Raw genomic sequence first — 20831 nt, 5'->3', positions numbered from 1 at the left:
GCCGGGTTTCCTGCCGGGCTCGCACCGTCCCCGGCTCGCTCAAAGGGCGTTCGGCGGGTACTCGTCCCCTTCGCTGCCGTTTGGTATTGACGATAATATAGCATGACAACGGGTTTTCGGCAAGCGATGTGATGCGCGATGCGGGCACCTGGTCGGCCGAGTCATGACGTCCGCCGTCTGAACCCGTGGGGCGGGGACCTCATCGCATGGGCCGGACACATCGGCCGCCACTGACCGTCTCATCACCTCGCTGCACCCTTACTCACCCCTGCAGGCGAGAAACCCCTTGCGACCCAGCCTTGCCAGACCCATCACCGCGACCAGTTTCATCAAATCCCCGGGGATGAAGGGCAACGCACCGAGCGCCAGCGCTTTCGCGAAAGGCTGCCCTGTCCAAGCCGCGAGCCATGCTGACCCGAACAGATAGATCAGCGTGGTCGCCGCCAGCAGGCCCAGGGGGAGCGCGGTCCGGGACTCACGGGCCGCCGCAACACCCACGATCCACGCCGCCACCGGAAAGGCCGCGAGATACCCGGCGGTGGGGATAGTCAGAAGTGTGGGCCCGCCTGCAAACACCGGCGCACCCGCGACGCCGAGGCCAAGATACAGAACCTGCCCCGCTACTGCCGCTCTGGCGCCCAGAATGGCCCCTCCGAGCAGGACCACGAAAGTCTGGAGGGTCACAGGAACCGGCGAAAATGGCAGATGCAGGCGCACCTGGGCCGCAAGAGCAGTGGCCAGCGCCAGGCCGCAGACTGCGGCGACTGTGACCCAGGTTCCGCGCTCAATGGCGGTTGCCCGCAGTGAAACAGTGAGGGTTCTGAGCAAGGTGGATCGTCCTTTCGCAAGCCCGCCGCTGTGGGGTATAATGTCACCGCAAGCATCCATTCCGGGCTCCCGCGCGGCAATCGGCGCGGAGCCGAATTGTAGCATGCTACGTGGCACGCGACAAGCGAGGACGAATCGGCGATGTACAAAGCGCGATTTCTTTATGACACTTTGCAGGGCCGTCCCCGGTGTCACGCCGGGACCATCGTTGAACTCCCAAGCGGCGAGTATCTGGCAGCTTTCTACGCCGGGACCTTTGAAGGGCATCCCGATTCGGCGATTCTCACCGCCCGCCTGGCGAATGAGATCGATGGCTGGCAGGATGTCTCTGTGGTTGTGGATAATCCAGGGTGGTCCGACGGCAATCCGGTCCTGCACGTCGATCACTACGGGCATGTCTGGCTCTTCTATGCCACCCAGCATAACCCGAAGTGGAACGCCGACGGTACCCGCAAGGAGGCCGGCGCGGAGCCAATCGGCTGGGACAGCGTCTATCTCTACAGCATGAAGTCCGAGGACGAAGGACGCACGTGGGAGCCGGCCGTCCAGATGGCCCCGAACCAGGGGTGGATGGTTCGCAACAAAGCCATCCGCCTGGATGACGGCCGCACGCTTCTGCCCTGCTACGATGAACAGACCTGGAAAGGCTTCTGCCTTATCAGCGACGATGAGTGCATCACCTGGCGGCAGTCAGGGCTCATGGAAGGCCCGTGCGCGGTGATCCAGCCCTCGCTGTTCGTGCGGCGGGACGGTGCGATCGAAGCGTACCTGCGCAGTGGCGCACCCGAAGAGAACATCGATCAGCGCGTACTGTGGCGCAGTGTGTCCACGGACCGCGGCGAGACCTGGTCTCCCTGCGAACCCACCGGCCTGCCTAATCCCAACTCTGCCGCGGACCTGGTCCTTTTGGATGACGGCAACCTCGCCCTGCTGTTCAATGACTCGCGAACCGCCCGGACTCCGCTTACCCTCGCTCTCTCCCGTGACGAGGGCAAGACGTGGCCCATCCGCAAGACTATCGAAAGCGAAGAGGGCGAATTCTCCTACCCGGCCATCATTCAGGGCCACGGCGGGCGCCTGCACATGATCTACACCTACCAGCGCACCCACATGAAGCACGTGGCTGTCACCGAGTTCTGGCTGACCGGAGAGTGAGCCTTGGACGACCGGCAATCCGCGGCGCCCGAGATGCAAGGAAATGGAAAACCGGCGGTCGCGCCCGGCGGGCGGCTGGACCGGTTCGCCTTTGCGGTCTCCGCGGTGACAAGCCCGTTCCTTGTCGCCGGCTTGACGGCGCTGGCGGTTGCGTGGCTCCTGCACCCGACGTGGCTGGATATTATCATCTGGGGCGGCATCACTGGCCTGTCCACCGCCGTCATCCCCTTCCTGATAGTTTTCCTCCTGTGGCGAACCGGACGCGTCACCGACATGCACGTGGCCTTGCGAGAACAGCGCACGATCCCTTTCATCGGCGCCCTTGTGAGCGCTGCATGTGGTCTCGTTGCTCTACGCGCTGCGGGCGCGCCGACGGAGTTGATTGCGCTCGGGGCGGCCTTCATGGTCAACGGCATGGTGCTCACGGTGGTGACCCTTGCCTGGAAAGCCAGTATCCACGCGGCTACCCTTGCCGGGTGCATTCTCGGCCTGACTATGGTGGGATCGCTGCAGTTCCTCTGGCTCGGCCTGGCGCTTCCCGTGGTCTTCTGGGCGCGCATGCGCCGCAATAGACATACGCTGGCGCAGGGGATCGTGCCGGTGGTATTGGTGTCAGTGCTCACCCCGATTGTGTACTACTGCGTGACGGGCTGGCTGGAGTCGGGATGATGGCTCAAGTGGCTCGGTCTGTAGCCACTGACGTTCCGTCCGAAAGACGGATGGCCGAAGGCCCGCAGACCCGTGCTTCAGCGCGGGGCCCACTGCGTTCCGTGGCACTTCCCGGGAGGTCTTTCTCATGCCCCCACACTCCCTGCGCATCCAGGTTCTCGGCTCATCCTCCTGCACTCCCGAGCCGGGTGGCGAGACCGCCTGTTTCCGCATCAACGACTCAATCCTGGTAGATACCGGCTGGTGTGCGGCCCGCAGACTCACCGACCTGTGCGTGGACCCGCGGTCGATCAAGGCCGTGCTCCTCACCCACTGCCACCACGATCACTTCATGGGCCTCGTCTCTCTGCTCTTCCACATAGGGCTCCACTCTCCCCAGGCCAACCGCCCGCGCGTGCATGTCTTCGGCCCGGCGGGAGAGGTTGAGCGGGTGGTCGAGGACGCCTGGCGCTTCCTGCAGATCGACCGCTACCCGCATCTTGGCTTCCCGGTGGAGACAGGTGACCTGGCACACGGGGAGGAATTTCATCTCGAGGGGCTCAAGGTCACGGTGGCCAGCGCTCGACACAATGTGCCGGGGGTTCACCTCAGGCTGGAGAACCCCGCCGGGGCCAGTGTGGTCTTCAGCGGGGACACGGCGTTCAGCCCCGCGCTGGTGGAACTGGCGCGAAACTGCGAATTGCTGGTGCATGAGGCGTCTCACGGCCCGTCATCCACGGCCGGTGACCCCCAGGCTGCCCATTCCGGAGCCCCGGATGCCGCGAACGTAGCCCTTCAGGCCGGAGCGAGGCGTCTCGCGCTGGTGCACCTCAATGAGGGTTCGCACGCGACGGCGACCGAAGCAGCGCGGGCCATCTTTGACGAAGTCTTCGTGCCACGCGCGGGAGATATCATCGAGTTACAATCCCCCGGTGCCCGACGGACCTTGATGCAGGGACCGGATCAGGGTACATTGGCCAGTCCGTAAGCCATTGCAGCACGAACCGATTCAGGGAGCGATGAACTTGAAGTCCATTCACGAGTGCGAAGTGCAGCAGACAGATTTCGCCGACCGCTGGAGCAAGAACCTGGTGGGCACCGACCAGATTCCCACCACCAACGGGTTCAATCTCGGGGTGGCCGAATACCACGCCACCGATTTCTCCCAGGTCCAGGTGCATGACGACCAGGAGGCGCTCTATATCATATCCGGCGAGGGCGAGATCAAGCTGAACGATGAAGTGCTGCCCTTGAAGCCGGGGACGGCGGTGTACGTGGGGCCAGGAGTGTCCCATTCGACGCGGCGTACGGGTGACGCGCCCGTGAAAGTGATCTACACCCACGGGGCGGTGTGAGGGGACGGCCGGCCACGGGTCACAAACCCGTGGCGGCACCGAGATCGCGGAAGCGCATGGGTGCCACACCAGGCCTCCCTGGTGTGCTTCGTTGCAAGCGCTGCTTCCGCCGCGACGGAGAACGGTCGCCGGCGGTAAGCAGTGGCACCCCTTTCCCGCACGTCCCTCTCTCCCCTCCCCTAACCCTCCCACAACCACTTCCACGTCTCCAGGCTGTCTCTCGAGCGTGGGCGTGATTCTGCCGGGTTGCTGCCGTGGAACGTGGGTGCGATCTCGATGGTTGATATCCCCCGAAATCCAATGGCCTTGAGCGCTTGGGCCACCTGCCCGAAATCGATGTTCCCCAGCCCGAAATGCCCGTGCTCATCCTTCGGGCCGTTGTTGTCATGCAAGTGGACTTCCACCACCGGCAGCGGCAGGCGCCGGAAGTAATCCATCACCGACTGCCCCTCGAAATACCCGCCTGCCCGAAGCCGCATGTTCATGTGGCCCACGTCAACAAGCATCCCGTAGCGCTCGCTTTGTATCAGCTCGCCCAGATGCTCCCGGTAGAAGCCCAGCGCGAGGGCATCCAGCGGGTAGTCCTCCACCGCAAGCCGGAAGCTGGCATTGGGCGTCATATCCAGCAGGGCCTGCACATGCCCCGCCATTCGGGTGGAATCAAATACCATGCCCAGCGATGACGGGCGCATGGCGGCGTCGAAGGTCATGGCAAGCAGGCGGTCGCCCAGGAGGTCGATGATCCGCCGGGCATCGTCCAGCGGGGTGTCGAAGTTGCCGTGGACCGTGGCGGCAAGTCCGCGCTCATCCATGAGCTTGATGACATTCTGCACCTGGGAGGGTTCGCAGTTCATGAGCTGCCAGGGCAGGAAGGAAATGGTGTCATAACCGTAATCGGCGAAGTCACGGACCAGGTCCACCAGGGGAATGTGGGCTTCGGCGTAGTTCCAGATCGCGGTCGCATAGCGCATGTATGTTGGCCTCGCTTCGTTTGGTTGACGGTGACGGCGAACAGGCAGGATTGCCTGTTCCACTAGCGACTGACGGCTCGACGCGTCCGAAAGGACGCCTGGCCCGAGGCCCCCAGCCCCATGCTTCCGCGCGGGGCGCCTCACGCCCACTACCCAATCCCCCCGTGCCGCTTGCCCGACTCGTAGAACGCCCGGGCGTTTTCCAAGGGGGTGTCCCGGAAGAGGAAACCCATGATGCAGAACCGTCCCGGCACCCTTGCGGACTTGGTCAGCATTTCCCGCATCATCGCGTCGATGTCCTCCGCCGGGCCGCGATCCAGTCGCGTGTGGTCGCACTGGGCGCTGATGCTCAGCTTCGGCATTTCCGCCAGCAGCTGACCGTGGTCGGCGAATGTCCCCGGTCCGTCCAGGTGGGTCATGCCCAGGTCGTCGTAGAGCGTGCGGAAGTGCTGGGTCGCGCGGCCGCACAGATGAAAGCGCCGGCCGCCAGTGGTGAGTGCGTCGAACATCCGCTGGTAGTGGGGCAGGACGAACTGACGGAATCCCGCCTCGGAGATGAACTCAAGGGCATCGTCGGCGGTACCCCAGCTCGCTGCCGAGGGCAACTCCTGTCCGGTCTCCGCCAGCCGGTGCCAGACCCGGATGCGCTCAAGCGTCAGGTCCGCGATGAGCCCAATGAACTCGAAAGCGAAATCCGGGTCTTCCATCATATCCAGACAGAGCGCCTCCGCACCCCGGACCCGCCCGGCAATGGTGAAGATGCCGTGGGTGCCGCCACCCGGGAAGAAGATCTGCACCGGGCGATCGCGGAACCGCATGTCTGCAGCAATGTCCTGCATGTCGCGGTAGAGCCGGTACAGGCGGCTTTCGGTGACCATCTCCTCGATGTCGATACTGCGCAGGTGCGCCAGGAGCTCCGTCTTCGGCATGTCCAGCGGCAGGCTCCAGGCAAAGTCGTTCTCCTGGATCACCACATCACAGCCGAAGCATTCCGGTTCATCCATCCAGAAGCGGGGGACCACATTCCAGATATCGGGCGGCCCCAGCGCGCGGTCCTGGAGGATCTCGTCGCGCATCCACGCGTCTCCTTCGAGTTGCACCCGCAACTGGATCGCCGGGTCGGTGTAGAACTCCCGGAAACTGTTGCCCGTGAGCTTCAGCCAGAGGAACTCGTCGGTGGCGATGGTGATGGGCACTCGGGCGTTCTCACCCCGGGAGTACGCCTCCCACAGTTCAGCCACCTCGCGATTGTGAGCCTCAACTTGTTGCGTTGTCATGTCGCTCCCACGCTGCCGGTATTCCGGGGCCAATTGCCCCCGGGCCGCGTTGAATCCTCCCGGGTTCGCCGGGGAAGGTCCCAGGCAGGCCGCGGCGAACCGTGTCCCGTCGGACGAGTACCCGTCCGCGTTGCAGGAAAAAACGCTGTGCAGGAGAGCTTCCGATGTCCTTCCGCTGCGCAATGCTGGGATGCGGCCCCCGGGCCAACGGCCATGCAAATGCCTATTCGCTCATTGATCGGGGCGAGATCGTGGCCCTGTGTGACATGAACACCGAGCGCCTCAATCAGTTCGGCGACACGTATGGTGTGGCCGCCCGGTACACCGACCTGGACGAGATGCTGGAGCGCGAGAAGCCCGATGTGGTGCACTGCGTCACCGACCCGACCCTCCGCGTTCCGCTGATGACGAAGCTGTCCGAAGCCGGCGTCCCGGGGGTCATCGTGGAGAAGCCCGTCTGCATCGGCGCTGCCGACTACAAGGCACTGCGCAGGCTGGAAGCGGAATCATCCACGCGGTTTGCCGTGAACCATCAATTGCGCCATCATCCGCGCATCCTCGAGTTCCTGGGCGACGTCGCAAGCGGCGCTATTGGCGAGGTCCGCTGCATCGACGCATCATCTGTACTACCCATGTCCGGCCAGGGAGTGCATGTGCTGGACCTGCTCTTCGCCTTCAATGGTTACGCCCAACCCACTACGGTTTTCGGCGCGGGCGCGGGTTACGATGACATCAACGGCACCCACCCCAGCCCGAAGACAGCCGAGTTCATGATCACATTCGCCAATGGCGTGAGGGCCATGCTGCAGGCCGGAGCAGGCGCACCGCAATTCATCGAAGGGCCAAGCTGGATGCACAAGCGGATCGCGGTCTACGGCACCCACGGCTTCCGGCACTGGTGGATGGCCGGCTTCGAGCGCTCCATGCCGGATGGCACCCTGGACAGACAGGACCACGTCTACGCGGATGAAGACATCCAGGGCCAGGCCGGGCTGACCAACGCCATGTTCGACTGGCTGGAAGACGAGGCGAAGCCTTCCCCCACGAATCTCGCGACCTCCCTGAACGAATGGGCGGTGATCCTTGCGGGATACCTGAGCACCGTGGAGGCACGACCGGTGGACATGCCCTTCGACCCGCCGGACGACCTGCTGGACCGCTACAGGGCGTTCGTGGGAGTTGCCTGATACTGGCGGCCACCCCAGACGAATGAGGGGCTCGATTCCGGGACGGAACATCTCCTGCCGCAGAAGGTCCATAGGATTGTGCATGGCCCGCGCGCGAACAAGGCGTGCGAGTTATGCGTCGATAAACGCGTCACCAGGCACTTGGGAGGTGTCCCGCATTATGCGTGGATTGTGCATTTTCTGCGTGTTCGCCCTGACCCTCTGCGGAACCGTCCTCGCCCAGAATGAGGGCGCCGCGCAAGCCCCCGACGACACGCTCACCGAGCCCCCCGCCGGGGTGACGGTAGAACTCATACAGGCTCCTGCTCCTCCAGCAGAGAAGCCGGTTGACGAGCCGGCGGGCGCCGAAAAGCCCCAGACCGCGCTGCAGGAGGCTGTCAAAGCCCCGCTGATCAAGCTCCAGTACTCGGGCGTTCCTTTCCGCGATGTCCTTGCTGATATCAGCGAGAAGCTGGGCTTGATCATCATCTGCCGGGACCAGAAACTGCTGGAGCGCTCATACTATAGAACCCTCAATGTGCCCGACACCATGGCGATGGATGCCATCTGCCGCCCGGTTCTGCAGGAACCCCGACGCGCCTTCATCATGTGCGGCATCGACGAGGTCTGGGACAGCGAACTGCTGCCCAAAGTCTCCTCCGACAAGTGGGTGAAGATCACACTGGAAGATGCGGTTCTTGGCGATGCGCTTGACTACATCAGCGAGGTGACGGGAACAACCGTCGACTGCACGGACCAGTGGCGCAAGGAAAAGGTGACCTGCGAGGTCGAGGGCAAGCCGCTGGAGGATGCGCTGAAAGAAGTCGCGAAGGCCGCGAAACTCGAACTGACCACGGGCTATAAGCTGCAGAGGATGGATATCGAGAAGGGCATCGAGCAGCTTGAGCAGATGTCGGACGAGGACCTGGAGAAGATGTTCAGGCGCGGCCTGGGAATGATGAAAGAAGCGGAGGGCACAGTCCCCAATCTGCAGCAGGAAGTGCAGGGGCGGGTTGCCCAGGGCATGATGGACGGGGTGCGGATGTTCAACGACATGGACCCCGAGGACCAGCGCGAACTGGTGCGCCAGGGCGCGAGCGCCATCCGGAGACTGGCCGCGCTGACCCAGCGCCTGACGCCCGAGACCCAGGCGGAGTTGAAGAGCCGGGTGAAGCCCTTTATGGGGCTGGTGCTTGCAGGATACATGGCCATGCCCGCGCCTACTCGCGCGCAGCTGGGCCCCATCATGCAAGCGCTCAATTCATTCGGATGGTAGGCCGGCACGGAGACCCGCACTGGAGATACACGGTTATGCACACCCGCAGGGGTTTCACGCTTATTGAGCTTCTGGTGGTCATTGCCATCATCGCGATTCTGGCCGCCATACTCTTCCCTGTCTTCGCGCGGGCCAGGGCCCAGGCGCGCAAGACAAGCTGCCTGTCGAACCTCAAGCAGATCGGCCTGGCGATGACCATGTACGTCACCGATAGCGATGGCTATCTGCCCTACCCGTCACCCAAACCAAGCGTGGAAGTATCGGGGCGCCTGCCCCTGTCGTATATCATCTACCCGTACGTGAAGAACCAGCAGATCTTCCGCTGCCCCTCAGATAGCGACTACTACAAGACCGAATACTCCAGTTACCAATGGCTGGAGATCTTCGAAGGCCAGCATGTCGACTATCCCGTCTTCTTTGGCATCGACCTGACGGATGTGCCGTACCTCTTCGACGCCGACAGCAAGTTCCACGGCGGCGACGACTCGGCTAGTCCACCGGACTTCAAGAAAAACTGCCTGTGGCTTGACGGGCACGCGAAGTTCGTCCCCAAGATCCCTTCGCAATTGATGTAGACGCAGGGAAACAGAGCTTGCTCCACGGCACCCGCGCGACGGCTGTTCGCCCCCGGAGACGTCGCTGACACCCCCGCTCGTTCATCAAAATTTCCCCTTTTTCTTGTTTTCTCTTTATTGAAGTTCAATCGTTGACAGTATAGCCTGTTCCCTGGTTAGCCCAAATGGCAGGTTGCGCGATAGCGAACATCACACTACGGCCTGTCGGGGGAACGGTATGGATCTACCTCGCAGGAGCCTGGAGTTTCGGCTACTGGACCAGGCAGACAAGATCCGGCTTGTCCTTGTTGGACTATTCCTCGTCACCCTCTACACACTGCCCCGTTCCGCGGTAGCCCACTTCCCCATTGCCGCAACCGTAATCACCTTCTACTGCCTTTACGTCCTTTTCGGACACTTCGTGCTCAACTGGCATCTGATCCGGCGCGAGGGCCGCGTACATCTCATGGCAGCGCTGATGGTGTGCGTGGACGTCCTGTTCATGAGCGTCTTCGTCTGGGCCCTGGGGCCGGACTTCAACAACCTTTCGCTGCTCCTGTTGCTGGATGTCGTCTTCGCCGCAGCGTTCTTCAGTGGGTTCGAGCTTCCGCTGGTAACCGGGCTGGTATGCGGCGCGATGATCGCGCTGGGCGCGTCTGCGCCGCCGGAAGCCCACCGCCTCCACGCACAGGCCGGGATGGTGGGCGCTACGGTCGTGGTGGCTTGGCTTGCATATGCGATGGCCGAAGTCGCTCGACACGAGAAGGCCACCAGCGACCGCATTGTTCGGTTCCTCACGGAGGGCGTCATGCTCATTACGGGCAATGGCGAGATTGCGGTGGTGAACCCACGAATTGAGCACATGTTCGGCGTCGATGGGTCGAAGCTGGTGGGGCTGAACATACGGGACCCGGCCAATGCCGCCGCCCTGGAGCCGCTGTCTTGCATCCTCGAGGATATCCCGACCGGACCGGATGAGTCGGAGCGAACACGTGCCCGACAGTTGCACATTGAGAACCCCAACCCCATGGACGTTGAGACACTCATCGTGCCCTGCGCCGCTCCTGGCACGGGACAGTCGGCTTGGGTGATCGTCTGCAAGGACATCACTCAGGTGCTCACTAAAGTTCGGGTCAAAGAGGAGGGCCTGGCGGTCATCACCCACGAACTACGCGGGCGGCTCCACAGTGTGCGAGCCAGTTCAGAGGTACTGATCCGCATGGCCGACCACCTCACGCCGCAGGTCAGGGCCGAGGCGCTCCGCCTCCTGGACAGCGAGACAAGGCGCCTCAGCCGGCTCATCGGCCGCACCCTCGAAGCAGCCGCGATGGAAGACGGTTCGGACAATATGCAGTTCGAAGACCTCTGCCTGAACTCCCTGGTGAGGGAGGCTTGCGGCGGGCTGGTATCCCTCGCCAGAGAGAAGAATCAGACCATCACTGTAGAGACGTCCCCAGCAAGACCGCGCGTCTGGGCAGACGCAACACGCCTGGACCAGGTGGTCTGCAATCTGGTGGAGAATGCAGTGAAGTTCACCCCCGAGGGCGGCAGGATCCAGGTCACGGTGTCTTCGGACGGTGACTCAGCCAGGGTCTCGGTGGCCGACAACGGCTGTGGGGTGGAGCCGGAAATGCGGGAGGCGATATTCGAAAAGTTCACACACGGGGAGTCCGGCGCAGCGGGTTATGTCTCAGGCGGTCTCGGCTTGGGGCTCTTCCTGTGCCGGGAGATCGTCCACAAACATGGAGGCGAAATCACCTGCGACAGCGTGCGTGGGCGCGGCTCAACCTTCACCTTCACGCTGCCCCTGGCACGGGCAGCAGAAATCGCCAGTTGACTCGCGGCTTGCCCATGGAGACAGGGCTACGGAACCGAGCTGACCTCACGGGTGGATCGTGCAGGGCAGCCCGGTTCCTGTCTCGGTTGCAGCGCTAACCTACTTGCCCATGTCCTTCAGGATCTTCAGCGTCCGCTCAACGGCCTCCAGTGGCGGATACAGATCGCTTTCGTACTCCACGATGTACCAGCGCGTTCCCCCGATGGTCTCCGACAGGTTGAAGATGGTCTCCCAGGGCACACTGTCGTCGCCGATCAGCGGCCGGAACCCCGCGTGTTCGCCCTGTTTCGCGGCCTCGGTGGAGTACGGCTTGAGGTGTACAGTCAGGGCGCGGCCCGGGTAGCGGGTGATGAAGGGGGTCACGTCGGCACCCCCGTGCAAGGCATTGCCGGTGTCAAGCTGCATCACAACATCCTGCGGGGTGTTGCCGAAAAACGTGTCCCAGGGCATCTCGCCGTCCAGCGCTGTGAACTCGGTATGATGATTGTGGTAGCCCACCCAGGCGTTCACGAGGCGCGCCTTCGCCGACAGCTCATCGAAGAGGTCGGCGGTTTTTTTCCAGGCATCGCGGCTGGCGGTATACTCGCCGGGCAGCCCGGGGCAGATCAGGTAGGGGTTGCCGAGAACAGCGTTGAACTCGGCGGTCTTCGCGAACTCGTCACCCAGAAACGCGTTGATGCCCAGGTGCGAGCCGCAGCAGGTCAGGCCGTTGTCGTCCAGCATCTTGCGCAGGTCGCAGGCGCTGTAGTCATAGTATCCGGCAAACTCCACGCCTTCGTAGCCCATCTTTGCGACCTTCTCGAGGGTCCCGGGCAGGTCATTCTTACAGTCCTCGCGGACCGAGTAGAGCTGCAGGCCAATGGGTACACGGGCCATCTTGCGGTTCTCCTTTGCGCGTGTATGGTTGGTGCCCGGTGAAAGGTGGCTCTCTGCCGATCACCGGGGTGACGTCTGTATTCACGGGCAAGCCAGGCGGTTCCTCCTGTCTTTCACTCCTCCTCCCCGAACACTTCCGCTTCGAACCAGTAGACCTTCGCCCCGCGCTTGTAAGCATCGGGCGGAAGGCCGGCTTTCATGCAGGTGTGTGCCAGGAACTCCTCGCGGTTCCAGCCCCATTCTCCCGGCACCTGGGGCAAGAGCAGCCCCCTGCGGCCGCCCTGTTCCACCACAAGCCCGTGCCTGCCGACCTCGATGAGACCCAGGTCCGGGACAGGCTCGATGGGCGACATCACAGAGATCTCGATGGTGATGCGAGGCTCTTCGCTCGCCACCACCGGGTCGAATCGCGGATCTTCAAGAGCCGCCGCCCGGGCCATGCGCGCCACAGTTTCAATGAGCGGGGCGACGGGTTCGATGTACCCGATGCAGCCCCGCAAGTGGCCGTCCATCTTCAGGGTCACGAAAGCACCGCTGTCCCGGGTGAGGTCGGGGTCATCCGTGGTAAGGTCCGGCGCGGGCCCCTTCCCCACCGCGTGGCGCAGTGACTCCCGGGCGACGGATAGCAGTCGGGCACGCTGTTCGCGGCTGAGCATGGTTCTCGCCTCCAGAGATCGAGGTTCAGGCATCTTGTTCCCCGCCGGATCGGGAAGTCCTGCGTGGGAAGGGTGGGGAGGAGACGGCAACGGCGGACGGGGTAAAGAAAGCGGCAAAGCGGAGACCGGCATCGCTTTTCGGGGGCCTGTACACGCCCCGTGCCTGCACCCGTTTACCAGGAGGCGCAATACACCCACGCCTCGGGCACACGCGCCGCATCCAACATGAGACCCGAAGCCGGATGCCGGTCCCTGATTACACACGGACGGGGCGGACTATCCCCCTGAAGTCGGCCTCGGGCTGGTTGCGGGTTTCATGTTCTCCGCGACCTTCCAAAGAAGGTTCAGGCCCATCAGAACCATGATCCCGATGGCCACGAGCGCCATGGTCCCGCCGAGCCCGCGCAGGTCCGGGTTGCGCCCGAACTTCATCACCAGGCCGATGATGAGGCCGAGCGGAGGACAGAAGAGGCACAGGAGAAACAGTCCGGCTAGAGTGAAACTGCTGACCCGGGCGATCTCCGGCTTAGCATTGTTCTTCACGTCGCGGATTGCCCGTGTGGCACTCACAGAAAGGCGCCACTGGCCGATTGCCACCAGGATCGCGCAGATACCCATGCCCAGCATCATTGTATCCATCACGGGCACCGCAAACATCCCGCCGTTGCGGAGGGCTTGAGGATTGAGTGCAGGCCACACAGCGCCGAAACCGCCCCCGGCTTTGATGCGGTTGAGTGCGAGAAGCACCAGGACCAGCCCGATCACGAGGGCCATCCCGGATGTGACCCAGGCGGTGAGGCGCTCCTGCTGAAGACGCTCGGCTTCCTGCTTATCGAAGACCCGGATGCGGGTTTCGTCTGAGGACTTCTCCCCTACTCCCACCACACCGGCGGCAGCGGCGTTTGCGGGCACGGACGTTGGACCGGTGCCCATACGCGCCGCGATGCTCTGTTCGCGCATGATCATGCGCTCTTTCTCTTTGGCGGCAAGCAGATCCACGCCGCATTTCATGCAGTGGGTATCGGTCTTCGCGACCTCTTCGCCGCATTCGGGGCAAAGTGGCATCTCGGGTCCTCCTGCTGCTGGGACTACCTCCCCGCCGGCGCATGTCCCGGCGTGCCCGCGAGGGCTTCGCGCCAAGTACTGTCACGGGGGTAGATTATGGAAGACAGCCTGCCGGGTTGTCAACGTCTCCAGGCATGGGGAGGGAATGACGCGCTGGGTAGCGAATAATCAGGGGCGTGATCGGCCGAGTCATTCCTGCGAGCCGCGACAAAAGCATGGGAGTCGCGCCGTGACCAGCTTGGACAATCGGAAGGACAGCGAGGCGTCTGAAGCCCTGGAGGCTACTGCATCGGCAGCAGAGGGCATAACCGCGAGAGCTGTGATCCTCGCCATCCTGGCGCTTTGGGGATCAGTGCTGTGGATGCGCCATGCCGGGCTTGTCTCCCACGGCGCCCAGCTTGGCGAGAGCGTACCGGTCGTGCCCGCGGTCGGGGTGCTTTTCGTACTGTCGCTGATAGCGCCCCTATTGCGCCGATTCTGGGGCAAACTCGACCTGTCGCAGGGCCAGATCCTGTTCATCTACTGCTTTCTCTGCGTCGCGGTGACCATGTCCTCCGTGGGCGTGGCGCGTATTTTGTTCCCGTCCCTCACCGCACTGCAGTATTTCGAGTCGCCGGAGAACGACTTCGCCCAGTTTCAGAAGTATCAGCCTGACTGGTTGGTGCCCAAGGACCCGCGAGTGGTGCAGGAGATGTACGAGGCGTCGCTCACCGAGACCGTTCCGTGGGCCGCCTGGGTGAAGCCGTTGTTCTTCTGGTCCCTGTTCTTCCTCGCCTGGTTCCTGGCGATGCTGGGCACCATCACCCTGTTTCGCCGCCAGTGGGCAGACCGCGAGCGCCTGACCTTCCCTATCGTGCACCTTGCAATGGACATTTCGGACCAGGGGACGGGGCGACTCGTGGGGGCATTCTTCGCCAACCCCATCATGTGGGCGGGGTTTGCGGTGGCTGCCATCTACAACGTCGGCAATATCCTGAACGCATGGAACCCAGGGGTGCCGGCGCTGGGGAAAGTCTACGACATCGGCGGCCTGTTCACCGAGCGGCCCCTGTCTGCCATTCGACCACTGTCCATCGCATGGCGGCCCGAGAACATCGGGCTCGGGTACCTGGTGTCCACGGAGATTACCCTGTCGGTCTGGGTCTTCTACCTGCTCCTGCGGATCTCTAACGTGGTCGCTACCGCTGCGGGCTACGAGATCGCGGGTTTCCCCTTCGACCAGGAGCAGGCGACCGGATCATACCTGGCCATGGGTATCTTCCTGATCTGGGTGGCCCGGGACCACTTGAGGCAGGCGCTGCGCAAGGCCTGGGGCACCGCCGTGGAACTGGACGATTCCGGAGAGCCCATGCCGTACCGGTGGGCGGTGATCTGGGCGGTTGTCGGGATTGCGGGAATGCTTCTGTTCGCGACCCAGGCAGGGATGGCGCTGTGGACGGCGACCCTGTACTTCGGCCTGGTGCTGCTGTTCGGACTTGTCTACGCACGGGCCAGGGCCGAAGCCGGGGCGGCGATGGTCTGGCTCTTCCCGTTCTACCAGCACAAGCGCGCTCTCCTGTATGTACTGGGTTCGGAGCCTTTCGCACGCGGCGGCAACTGGAGCAACCTGACTATCCTCTCGACCATGATGTTCTGCTCGCGCGGATATTTCCAGTCCGTGATGGCGTACCAGATCGAGAGTCAGAAGATCGCCACCGAGGCCCGCCTGAAGCAGCGCACGATGTCAACGTGGCTTACCTGGGGCCTGATTCTCGGCATGCTGTTCGCGTACTACATTCACCTGACCGCGTATTACACCCACGGGGCCAACATTCTTGAGGGCGGTACCACCCAGGGCGGATACCGAACCACGCTGGCGCGGCAGGAGTTCGAGACGCTGGCATCGTACCTCAAGGGCCACACCCCGCCGGACAAGGCGCGCACGGGCGCGCTGGTGAGTGGGTTGCTGGTCACGGGCATCCTGGTGGTGCTGCGCAGCATCTTCCTGCGCTTCCCGCTGCACCCGCTGGGATTCGCCATGGTGGCGTCTTACGGTGGCCCGCTGTGGGGACCGTTCCTGCTGGTTTGGATTGTGAAGACGCTGGTGCTCAAGTTAGGCGGCATGCGGATGTACCGGCAACTGATCCCGTTCTTCCTGGGGATCGTGATCGGTCACTTCTTCGTGGCCGGATTCGTGTGGGGGTGGCTAAGTCTGATCAACGAAATGTACCGCCGCTACACGGTGCATTTCGGGTAAGAGAAAAGACGTCGTCGAGTGGGAACTCGGCCGGCGCGGCGAAGTGGAACATGTCGCGTAGGCCGGCCGTTCCGTCGGCGGATGGACTCACAAGACGCTCCGCAGGAGAGATCGCGCATGAGACGCATCCCACATTGCAGGCGCTGGATAGCCGAACTCGGCCTGCTCATCTCGCTGGTGGTTACCGCGTGCCCCACATTCGGCGCCGGGTACGTCGAAAGAGCCCAGCGGGTCGATGAGAACCGCATCTTCGGTTGGATCGAAGATTTCGCGGATCTTGGCTCGCGGGTGTCCGGTTATCCCGGGAATGCCCGCGCCGCCGACATGATCCTGGCCGAGTTCAAGCGCCTGGGCCTCGAGACCATGGTCCAGGAGTTTGACCTGCCCGCGCCCATGGATGAGTCCGCTTTCCTGGAAGTCGACGGGAAGCGCTACGAACTGGCCGGCATTTGGCCGAACCTCGTGCGCACCAGCCAGACCGCGCGCGCCGGGGTGACTGGACCAATCCTCTATGTCGGTCCTGGCAACCTGTCCGACTTCAATGGCAAAGTCGTCAGAGACAGCATTGTCATCATGGACTTCAATGTCGGGCAGAACTGGATCAATGCGCCGCTGCTGGGAGCGGCGGCCGTGATTTTCGTGGAGCCGGGTCTCACCACGCGCGGCGAGGCCGAAGTCAAGTTCCTCCAGTGCCCCGTCGACGTGCCGCGTTTCTACCTGAGCGGAGACGACGCCACCGAGATCATCGCCGCAGTACAGTCCAGACGCACCGAGGGCCGATTGGTTTCCCGCATGCCCTGGCGTAGCAATGTGAACCGCAACATCATCGGCATCCTGCCGGGCTCCGACCCCGACCTGCGCCAGGAAGCCGTGATTGTGCAGGCCTATTATGACAGCATATCCGTGGTGCCGGCCATCTCACCCGGCGCCGAGAACGCCACCGGAATAGCCACCTTGCTGGAGCTGGCCCGGGTCTTCTCTGAGGACCCGCCCGCGCGCAGTGTGGTGTTTCTGGCGACCAGCGGGCATTTTCAGGCGGCAGCAGGAGCGCGGGAATTCGTTCGTATGTGGGGGCGCGAGCCGAGGAAAACGAGCGAACGCCAGCGCGCCCCACGATTACGGGAACACAATCGAGAGCTGGAGGCACTGCGCGCCGACCGCGAGCGTGTGCTGGCAGATATCGACGCCGCTATCGCGCGGTCGAAGGAGCGCGAGGCCATTGCAAAGGCCAAAGGCATCGCGCTAAGCCGCCACGAAAGGCCGCTGGTCAACGTCGGACAACTTCAGCTTGCCCCGGAGATGGCCAGGGTCCGGGCGGGACGTCTGCAGCAGGAGATCGCTCGCAAGGAGAACGACATCCGGATCTGGAAGCGACTGAACGAGTTCGATAAGATCAGCATGTTCGTCTCCCTCGACCTGAGCACCCAGAACACCATGTTCGGCGTGTTTCAGGTGGGCTGGTACTACAACCAGTCGCACCTGCTTCGGTTCTACTCGCCCCTCGGCAAGCAGTTCACGGAATACGCCACCCGCGCATGCGATGAACTGGGCTTGGTGGTGGATGAAAGCTTCGTGGACGGTGTGAATCCGGTGAAGGGCCGGGAATGGCACACCTTCTTCCCCGGAAAGATCGGCTTCGACCACGAGATGGCGATCCGCGGTGGACGTCCGGGCATTGTGTTCGCCACCGTGAACGATGCCAGGTCCCTGGTGGACACCCCGCTGGACACGCCCGACCGGGTGAACCGGCCGAATCTCTTGAAACAGGTGCGGCTGCTGTCCTGCCTGCTCTATGACTTCCTGAGCGATAGGACACTTGAGGAGAACGCCCTCAAGCGGGTCAACGCGCTCAAGAAAATGGATGAGCTGAAGGACGTGAAAGGCACCGTCCTGCAATTCCGCCGCACCGAGAGCTTCGTGCCCAACACCCCGGTTCCGTACTCGCTGGTGCTCATCCAGGGGCAGTATCGCATGATGATGGGCATGCACACCGAGGTCATGACCATGGCCAATGAGACCAGTGAGTTCCTGCTTCGCGGTGAGCGCGCCGCCGGCGGGACACTGGAAGCCTACGCATTCGACCCCGACAGCGGGCAGATCCGGTGCGCTCCCGACATGGGCCCGGATGGCGATCGCAAGTACCCGCGCGATGTGTACGGGCGCGCCGGTCTCAAGCGCCCTGTGGTTGTGTTCGAGTGCGTGCCCACCGACGTTTATGACCTGGTGGACGAGCGCTACTTCCAGACCCTGCAGAAAGTCTTCGTGTACGACGCGCGCGACTACAGCGAGCCGATCTCCTTCGGCTACTCGCTATCTCAGGCTGCGGCGACGGCAGCTGAGTTCCCGTCGTATGTCGAGCCCTGTGCCGTGGTCTACTCCCAACCCACCGTGGACTTGCAGATCACCATGGGCATGGGGCTTCTCGGCGTGCGAATGGTGCTGATCAACGCTACGCCCGAGCATCCTGAAGGCATCGGGTTCCCTGCGGCGCGCACTCCCCGCATTCCGCTCACCCCCATCCGAGTTGCGGCCGATATGTGGACGCTCGATGAAGCGCGCATGGCCAAGTTGCGCAAGAACGGGATTGAGAACGAGCGTCTCAGGGAACTGCATGACCTCGCGAAGGCATCGCTGGAGAAAGCGACCAAAGCCCTGAGCGAGCGCCGCTACGACGTGGCGATATCCGCCGGGCGACACGCATGGGGGTACGAGTCTCGGGCCTATCCCGAAGTGCAGAAGACTGCGGTGGACGTTGTGAAGGGCCTGCTGTTCTACTTGGCGATCCTGCTGCCATTCGCGTACTTTGGCGAGCGCCTGTTGCTTGCCGGGCGCAACGTGATCCTGCAGATCGCCGGAACGGTCGGGGTGTTCATCGTGGTCTTCTTCATGATCGCTCTGGTGCACCCGGCCTTCGCGCTCACCACGGCTCCACCCGTGATCCTGTTGTCCTTCATCATCATGGCGCTGGCCGTGCTGGTTATCGCCATCGTGACCATGAAGTTCAACACGGAACTCAAGGCCATGAAACAGCAGCGTGGCGGGGTGCATGAGGCCGACGTGGGACGGCTGTCGGCCGCCACCGCCGCCTTCGCCCTGGGTATCGCGAACATGCGGCGGCGCAAGACCCGGACGGCATTGACGGCCATTACCCTCACGCTCCTGACCTTCACGGTTCTGAGCTTCACGTCGGTGAAGTCATACCTGCGCTCCAATAAGATCGCCCTCTCCCATGCCCCAGCGTACCCGGGGATCATGCTGCGAGACCGCGCGTGGCTGTCTCTCGAGGAACCCACCGCCGACATCATCGCCAACGAGTTTGCGCGCAATGCAACGGTGGCGTCCCGCGCATGGTACACGTCGGCAGACATCGAAAAAGAGCTGGTCATCGACCTGACCCTCACCAATGACCCGTCCAAGCGTTACTCGGTCAGTTGCATCCTCGGCCTGACCGCTGATGAGAAGAAGGTCATGGACGTAGAGGAATTCACCATCGCCGGGAAATGGATCCCGCCTGGAGCGAGGAACGTCTGCCTCGTTCCCACGTCCGTAGCACAGGGCCTGGGCATCACCGCCGACAAGCTCGGCTCGGTGAGCATCACGGTTTTTGGCACGGACTTCCGGGTCATCGGCCTGCTCGACGAGGCGAAGATGCGCAAGATGGCGGACCTCGACGGCGAACCGATGATGCCGGTCAACTACGCGCTGCTGCGGCCGGAGATCATCAAGGAACTCCAGCGCCAGGCGGCCCAGCGTTCCCAGCTCGGCACCAGCAGCGCCTCATCCCTTCTCCAGGAGTACAAGCACTTCAGCCCCGAGAAGGTCATCATCATGCCGTATGACCGGGTGCTGGAGTTCGGCGGTACCCTGCGCTCCGTGGCCATTCGCTACAACAAAGGCGAAGATGTTGCCCAGCAGGTTGAAAGCATGATGAAGCGGTTCGCCCTCAGCCTTTACGCCGGGATTGGGGACCGCACATTCCTGTTCAGCTCCGTGGGCATGACCTCCTTCAGCGGCGTCGAAAGCCTGATCATCCCCATCCTCATCGCCGCGCTAATCGTCCTCAACACCATGCTCGGATCGGTCTATGAGCGTAGTCGGGAGATCGGAATCTTCAGCTCCCTGGGTCTGGCGCCCAGCCACATCTCAATGTTGTTCCTGGCCGAAGCGGCGGTGTTCGCGAACCTGGGGGCGATTGTCGGCTATCTCATCGGGCAGACCTTCGCCCGGATCTTGTACGTCACCGGCAATACCGGCGGCCTTGAGCTGAACTACTCGTCCATGTCGGCAGTTGCGGTGACGATAGTCATCGTGGCCGTAGTCCTGCTGTCCACTCTCTACCCCAGCCGGAAAGCCGCAGAGATCGCCTCACCGGGGATCGAACGGCGCTGGTCGTTGCCCGAACCGGTGGGCGACGTCATGGATGTACTGCTCCCATTCACAGTCACCGGCCGCGACGCTTTCGGCGTTTCCGCGTTCCTGAAGGAGTTCTTCGATGAATACGTGGGATACGCGGGCGGAGAGTTCCTGGCCGAAGACGTGCGGCTTGAGCCGGTGGACCATGACCACACCGAGGACGCCGGCATGACCGTGAAGCTGCGCATGTGGCTGGCCCCGTATGACCTGGGCGTGAGCCAGGACTTCGCGCTGGAGTGCCGCCCAACAGGCGACTCGCAGATCTATGAGATCCACATCCGCCTGACGCGGCTGGCCGGGGATATCACGTCATGGAAGAAGACCAATGCGCTGTTCATGTCGGGGATCCGCAAGCAGTTCCTGATCTGGCGCACTGTGCCGCACGGTGAGAAGCTGAATTACGCGGACCGCGCAGAGAAGATCCTGAAGGGCGAATGGGTGGAGCAGAGGGACCTGCTGTAAATGCAATGGGTGGGGTAAGCCGCAGGCGCCGGCATGCGTGGGCAGATCGGGTCCCA

Annotated in this window: 16 protein-coding genes; 10 read left to right on the top strand and 6 right to left on the bottom strand. The window is 63.0% G+C overall.

The genetic code is table 11. The annotated features are described in order from the left end of the window. Positions 1–258: 258 nt before the first annotated feature. Complete coding sequence (locus HPY44_18670) at positions 259–828, bottom strand: biotin transporter BioY (GenBank protein NSW58033.1); 570 nt, start codon at positions 826–828, stop codon at positions 259–261. 141 nt (positions 829–969) lie between these two features. On the opposite strand from HPY44_18670, the gene HPY44_18665 reads away from it, so the two are divergent. The 4 genes from HPY44_18665 (at position 970) to HPY44_18650 (ending at position 3986) form a co-directional block, all read left to right on the top strand. After that, entirely contained in the window at positions 970–1983 is a 1014-nt protein-coding gene (locus tag HPY44_18665; GenBank protein NSW58032.1) for an exo-alpha-sialidase, read from the top strand. 3 nt (positions 1984–1986) lie between these two features. Next, complete coding sequence (locus tag HPY44_18660) at positions 1987–2652, top strand: hypothetical protein (GenBank protein ID NSW58031.1); 666 nt, start codon at positions 1987–1989, stop codon at positions 2650–2652. Between the two features lie 127 nt (positions 2653–2779). Then, positions 2780–3619, top strand: coding sequence for an MBL fold metallo-hydrolase (locus tag HPY44_18655; protein NSW58030.1), 840 nt, complete (start codon positions 2780–2782; stop codon positions 3617–3619). 37 nt (positions 3620–3656) lie between these two features. Then, positions 3657–3986, top strand: a complete 330-nt coding sequence (locus HPY44_18650; protein NSW58029.1) for a cupin domain-containing protein — start codon at positions 3657–3659, stop codon at positions 3984–3986. Between the two features lie 179 nt (positions 3987–4165). Here the strand turns inward: HPY44_18650 and HPY44_18645 are convergent, their stop codons facing one another. Both HPY44_18645 and HPY44_18640 read right to left on the bottom strand, forming a co-directional pair. Beyond that, positions 4166–4957, bottom strand: a complete 792-nt coding sequence (locus HPY44_18645; GenBank protein NSW58028.1) for a sugar phosphate isomerase/epimerase — start codon at positions 4955–4957, stop codon at positions 4166–4168. Positions 4958–5106: 149 nt separating this feature from the next. After that, on the bottom strand, positions 5107–6234 hold the full coding sequence (locus HPY44_18640; protein NSW58027.1) for a hypothetical protein: 1128 nt from the start codon (positions 6232–6234) through the stop codon (positions 5107–5109). Between the two features lie 164 nt (positions 6235–6398). Between HPY44_18640 and HPY44_18635 the strand changes: the two genes are divergently transcribed. The 4 genes from HPY44_18635 to HPY44_18620 all read left to right on the top strand — a co-directional run bounded on the left by HPY44_18635 (position 6399) and on the right by HPY44_18620 (position 11067). Next, entirely contained in the window at positions 6399–7421 is a 1023-nt protein-coding gene (locus tag HPY44_18635) for a Gfo/Idh/MocA family oxidoreductase (protein NSW58026.1), read from the top strand. A 160-nt stretch (positions 7422–7581) separates the two neighbouring features. Next, complete coding sequence (locus HPY44_18630; protein ID NSW58025.1) at positions 7582–8676, top strand: hypothetical protein; 1095 nt, start codon at positions 7582–7584, stop codon at positions 8674–8676. 35 nt (positions 8677–8711) lie between these two features. Further along, positions 8712–9251 (top strand): prepilin-type N-terminal cleavage/methylation domain-containing protein, encoded by a 540-nt coding sequence (locus HPY44_18625; protein ID NSW58024.1) that lies wholly within the window; start codon positions 8712–8714, stop codon positions 9249–9251. Between the two features lie 217 nt (positions 9252–9468). Next, positions 9469–11067, top strand: coding sequence for a PAS domain-containing sensor histidine kinase (locus tag HPY44_18620; protein ID NSW58023.1), 1599 nt, complete (start codon positions 9469–9471; stop codon positions 11065–11067). Between the two features lie 99 nt (positions 11068–11166). On the opposite strand, the gene HPY44_18615 is transcribed toward HPY44_18620, so the two are convergent. The 3 genes from HPY44_18615 to HPY44_18605 form a co-directional block, all read right to left on the bottom strand. Further along, the gene (locus HPY44_18615; protein NSW58022.1) at positions 11167–11943 is read right to left on the bottom strand and encodes a sugar phosphate isomerase/epimerase; all 777 of its coding nucleotides are present in this window, start codon (positions 11941–11943) and stop codon (positions 11167–11169) included. A gap of 113 nt (positions 11944–12056) precedes the next feature. Next, complete coding sequence (gene amrA / locus HPY44_18610) at positions 12057–12599, bottom strand: AmmeMemoRadiSam system protein A (GenBank protein NSW58021.1); 543 nt, start codon at positions 12597–12599, stop codon at positions 12057–12059. Between the two features lie 276 nt (positions 12600–12875). After that, positions 12876–13664, bottom strand: a complete 789-nt coding sequence (locus HPY44_18605) for a hypothetical protein (protein NSW58020.1) — start codon at positions 13662–13664, stop codon at positions 12876–12878. Positions 13665–13893: 229 nt separating this feature from the next. Between HPY44_18605 and HPY44_18600 the strand changes: the two genes are divergently transcribed. Together HPY44_18600 and HPY44_18595 are read left to right on the top strand one after the other, a co-directional pair. Beyond that, positions 13894–15900 (top strand): hypothetical protein, encoded by a 2007-nt coding sequence (locus HPY44_18600; GenBank protein NSW58019.1) that lies wholly within the window; start codon positions 13894–13896, stop codon positions 15898–15900. Between the two features lie 117 nt (positions 15901–16017). Beyond that, entirely contained in the window at positions 16018–20775 is a 4758-nt protein-coding gene (locus HPY44_18595) for a M28 family peptidase (protein NSW58018.1), read from the top strand. Positions 20776–20831: the final 56 nt, after the last annotated feature.

Source organism: Armatimonadota bacterium, assembly GCA_013314775.1.
Taxonomy (GTDB): Bacteria; Armatimonadota; Zipacnadia; order Zipacnadales; family JABUFB01; genus JABUFB01.
The sequence above is the reverse complement of the archived record's forward strand: the minus strand, read 5'-3'. Positions and strand labels throughout refer to the sequence as shown.

Bases quoted from the DNA above. Each gene is read 5' to 3' on its own strand.
- HPY44_18630 (NSW58025.1), top strand. From the start codon at position 7,582: ATGCGTGGATTGTGCATTTTCTGCGTGTTCGCCCTGACCCTCTGCGGA.
- amrA (NSW58021.1), bottom strand. From the start codon at position 12,599: ATGCTCAGCCGCGAACAGCGTGCCCGACTGCTATCCGTCGCCCGGGAG.
- HPY44_18640 (NSW58027.1), bottom strand. From the start codon at position 6,234: ATGACAACGCAACAAGTTGAGGCTCACAATCGCGAGGTGGCTGAACTG.
- HPY44_18595 (NSW58018.1), top strand. From the start codon at position 16,018: ATGAGACGCATCCCACATTGCAGGCGCTGGATAGCCGAACTCGGCCTG.
- HPY44_18625 (NSW58024.1), top strand. From the start codon at position 8,712: ATGCACACCCGCAGGGGTTTCACGCTTATTGAGCTTCTGGTGGTCATT.
- HPY44_18605 (NSW58020.1), bottom strand. From the start codon at position 13,664: ATGCCACTTTGCCCCGAATGCGGCGAAGAGGTCGCGAAGACCGATACC.
- HPY44_18635 (NSW58026.1), top strand. From the start codon at position 6,399: ATGTCCTTCCGCTGCGCAATGCTGGGATGCGGCCCCCGGGCCAACGGC.
- HPY44_18645 (NSW58028.1), bottom strand. From the start codon at position 4,957: ATGCGCTATGCGACCGCGATCTGGAACTACGCCGAAGCCCACATTCCC.
- HPY44_18615 (NSW58022.1), bottom strand. From the start codon at position 11,943: ATGGCCCGTGTACCCATTGGCCTGCAGCTCTACTCGGTCCGCGAGGAC.
- HPY44_18620 (NSW58023.1), top strand. From the start codon at position 9,469: ATGGATCTACCTCGCAGGAGCCTGGAGTTTCGGCTACTGGACCAGGCA.
- HPY44_18655 (NSW58030.1), top strand. From the start codon at position 2,780: ATGCCCCCACACTCCCTGCGCATCCAGGTTCTCGGCTCATCCTCCTGC.
- HPY44_18665 (NSW58032.1), top strand. From the start codon at position 970: ATGTACAAAGCGCGATTTCTTTATGACACTTTGCAGGGCCGTCCCCGG.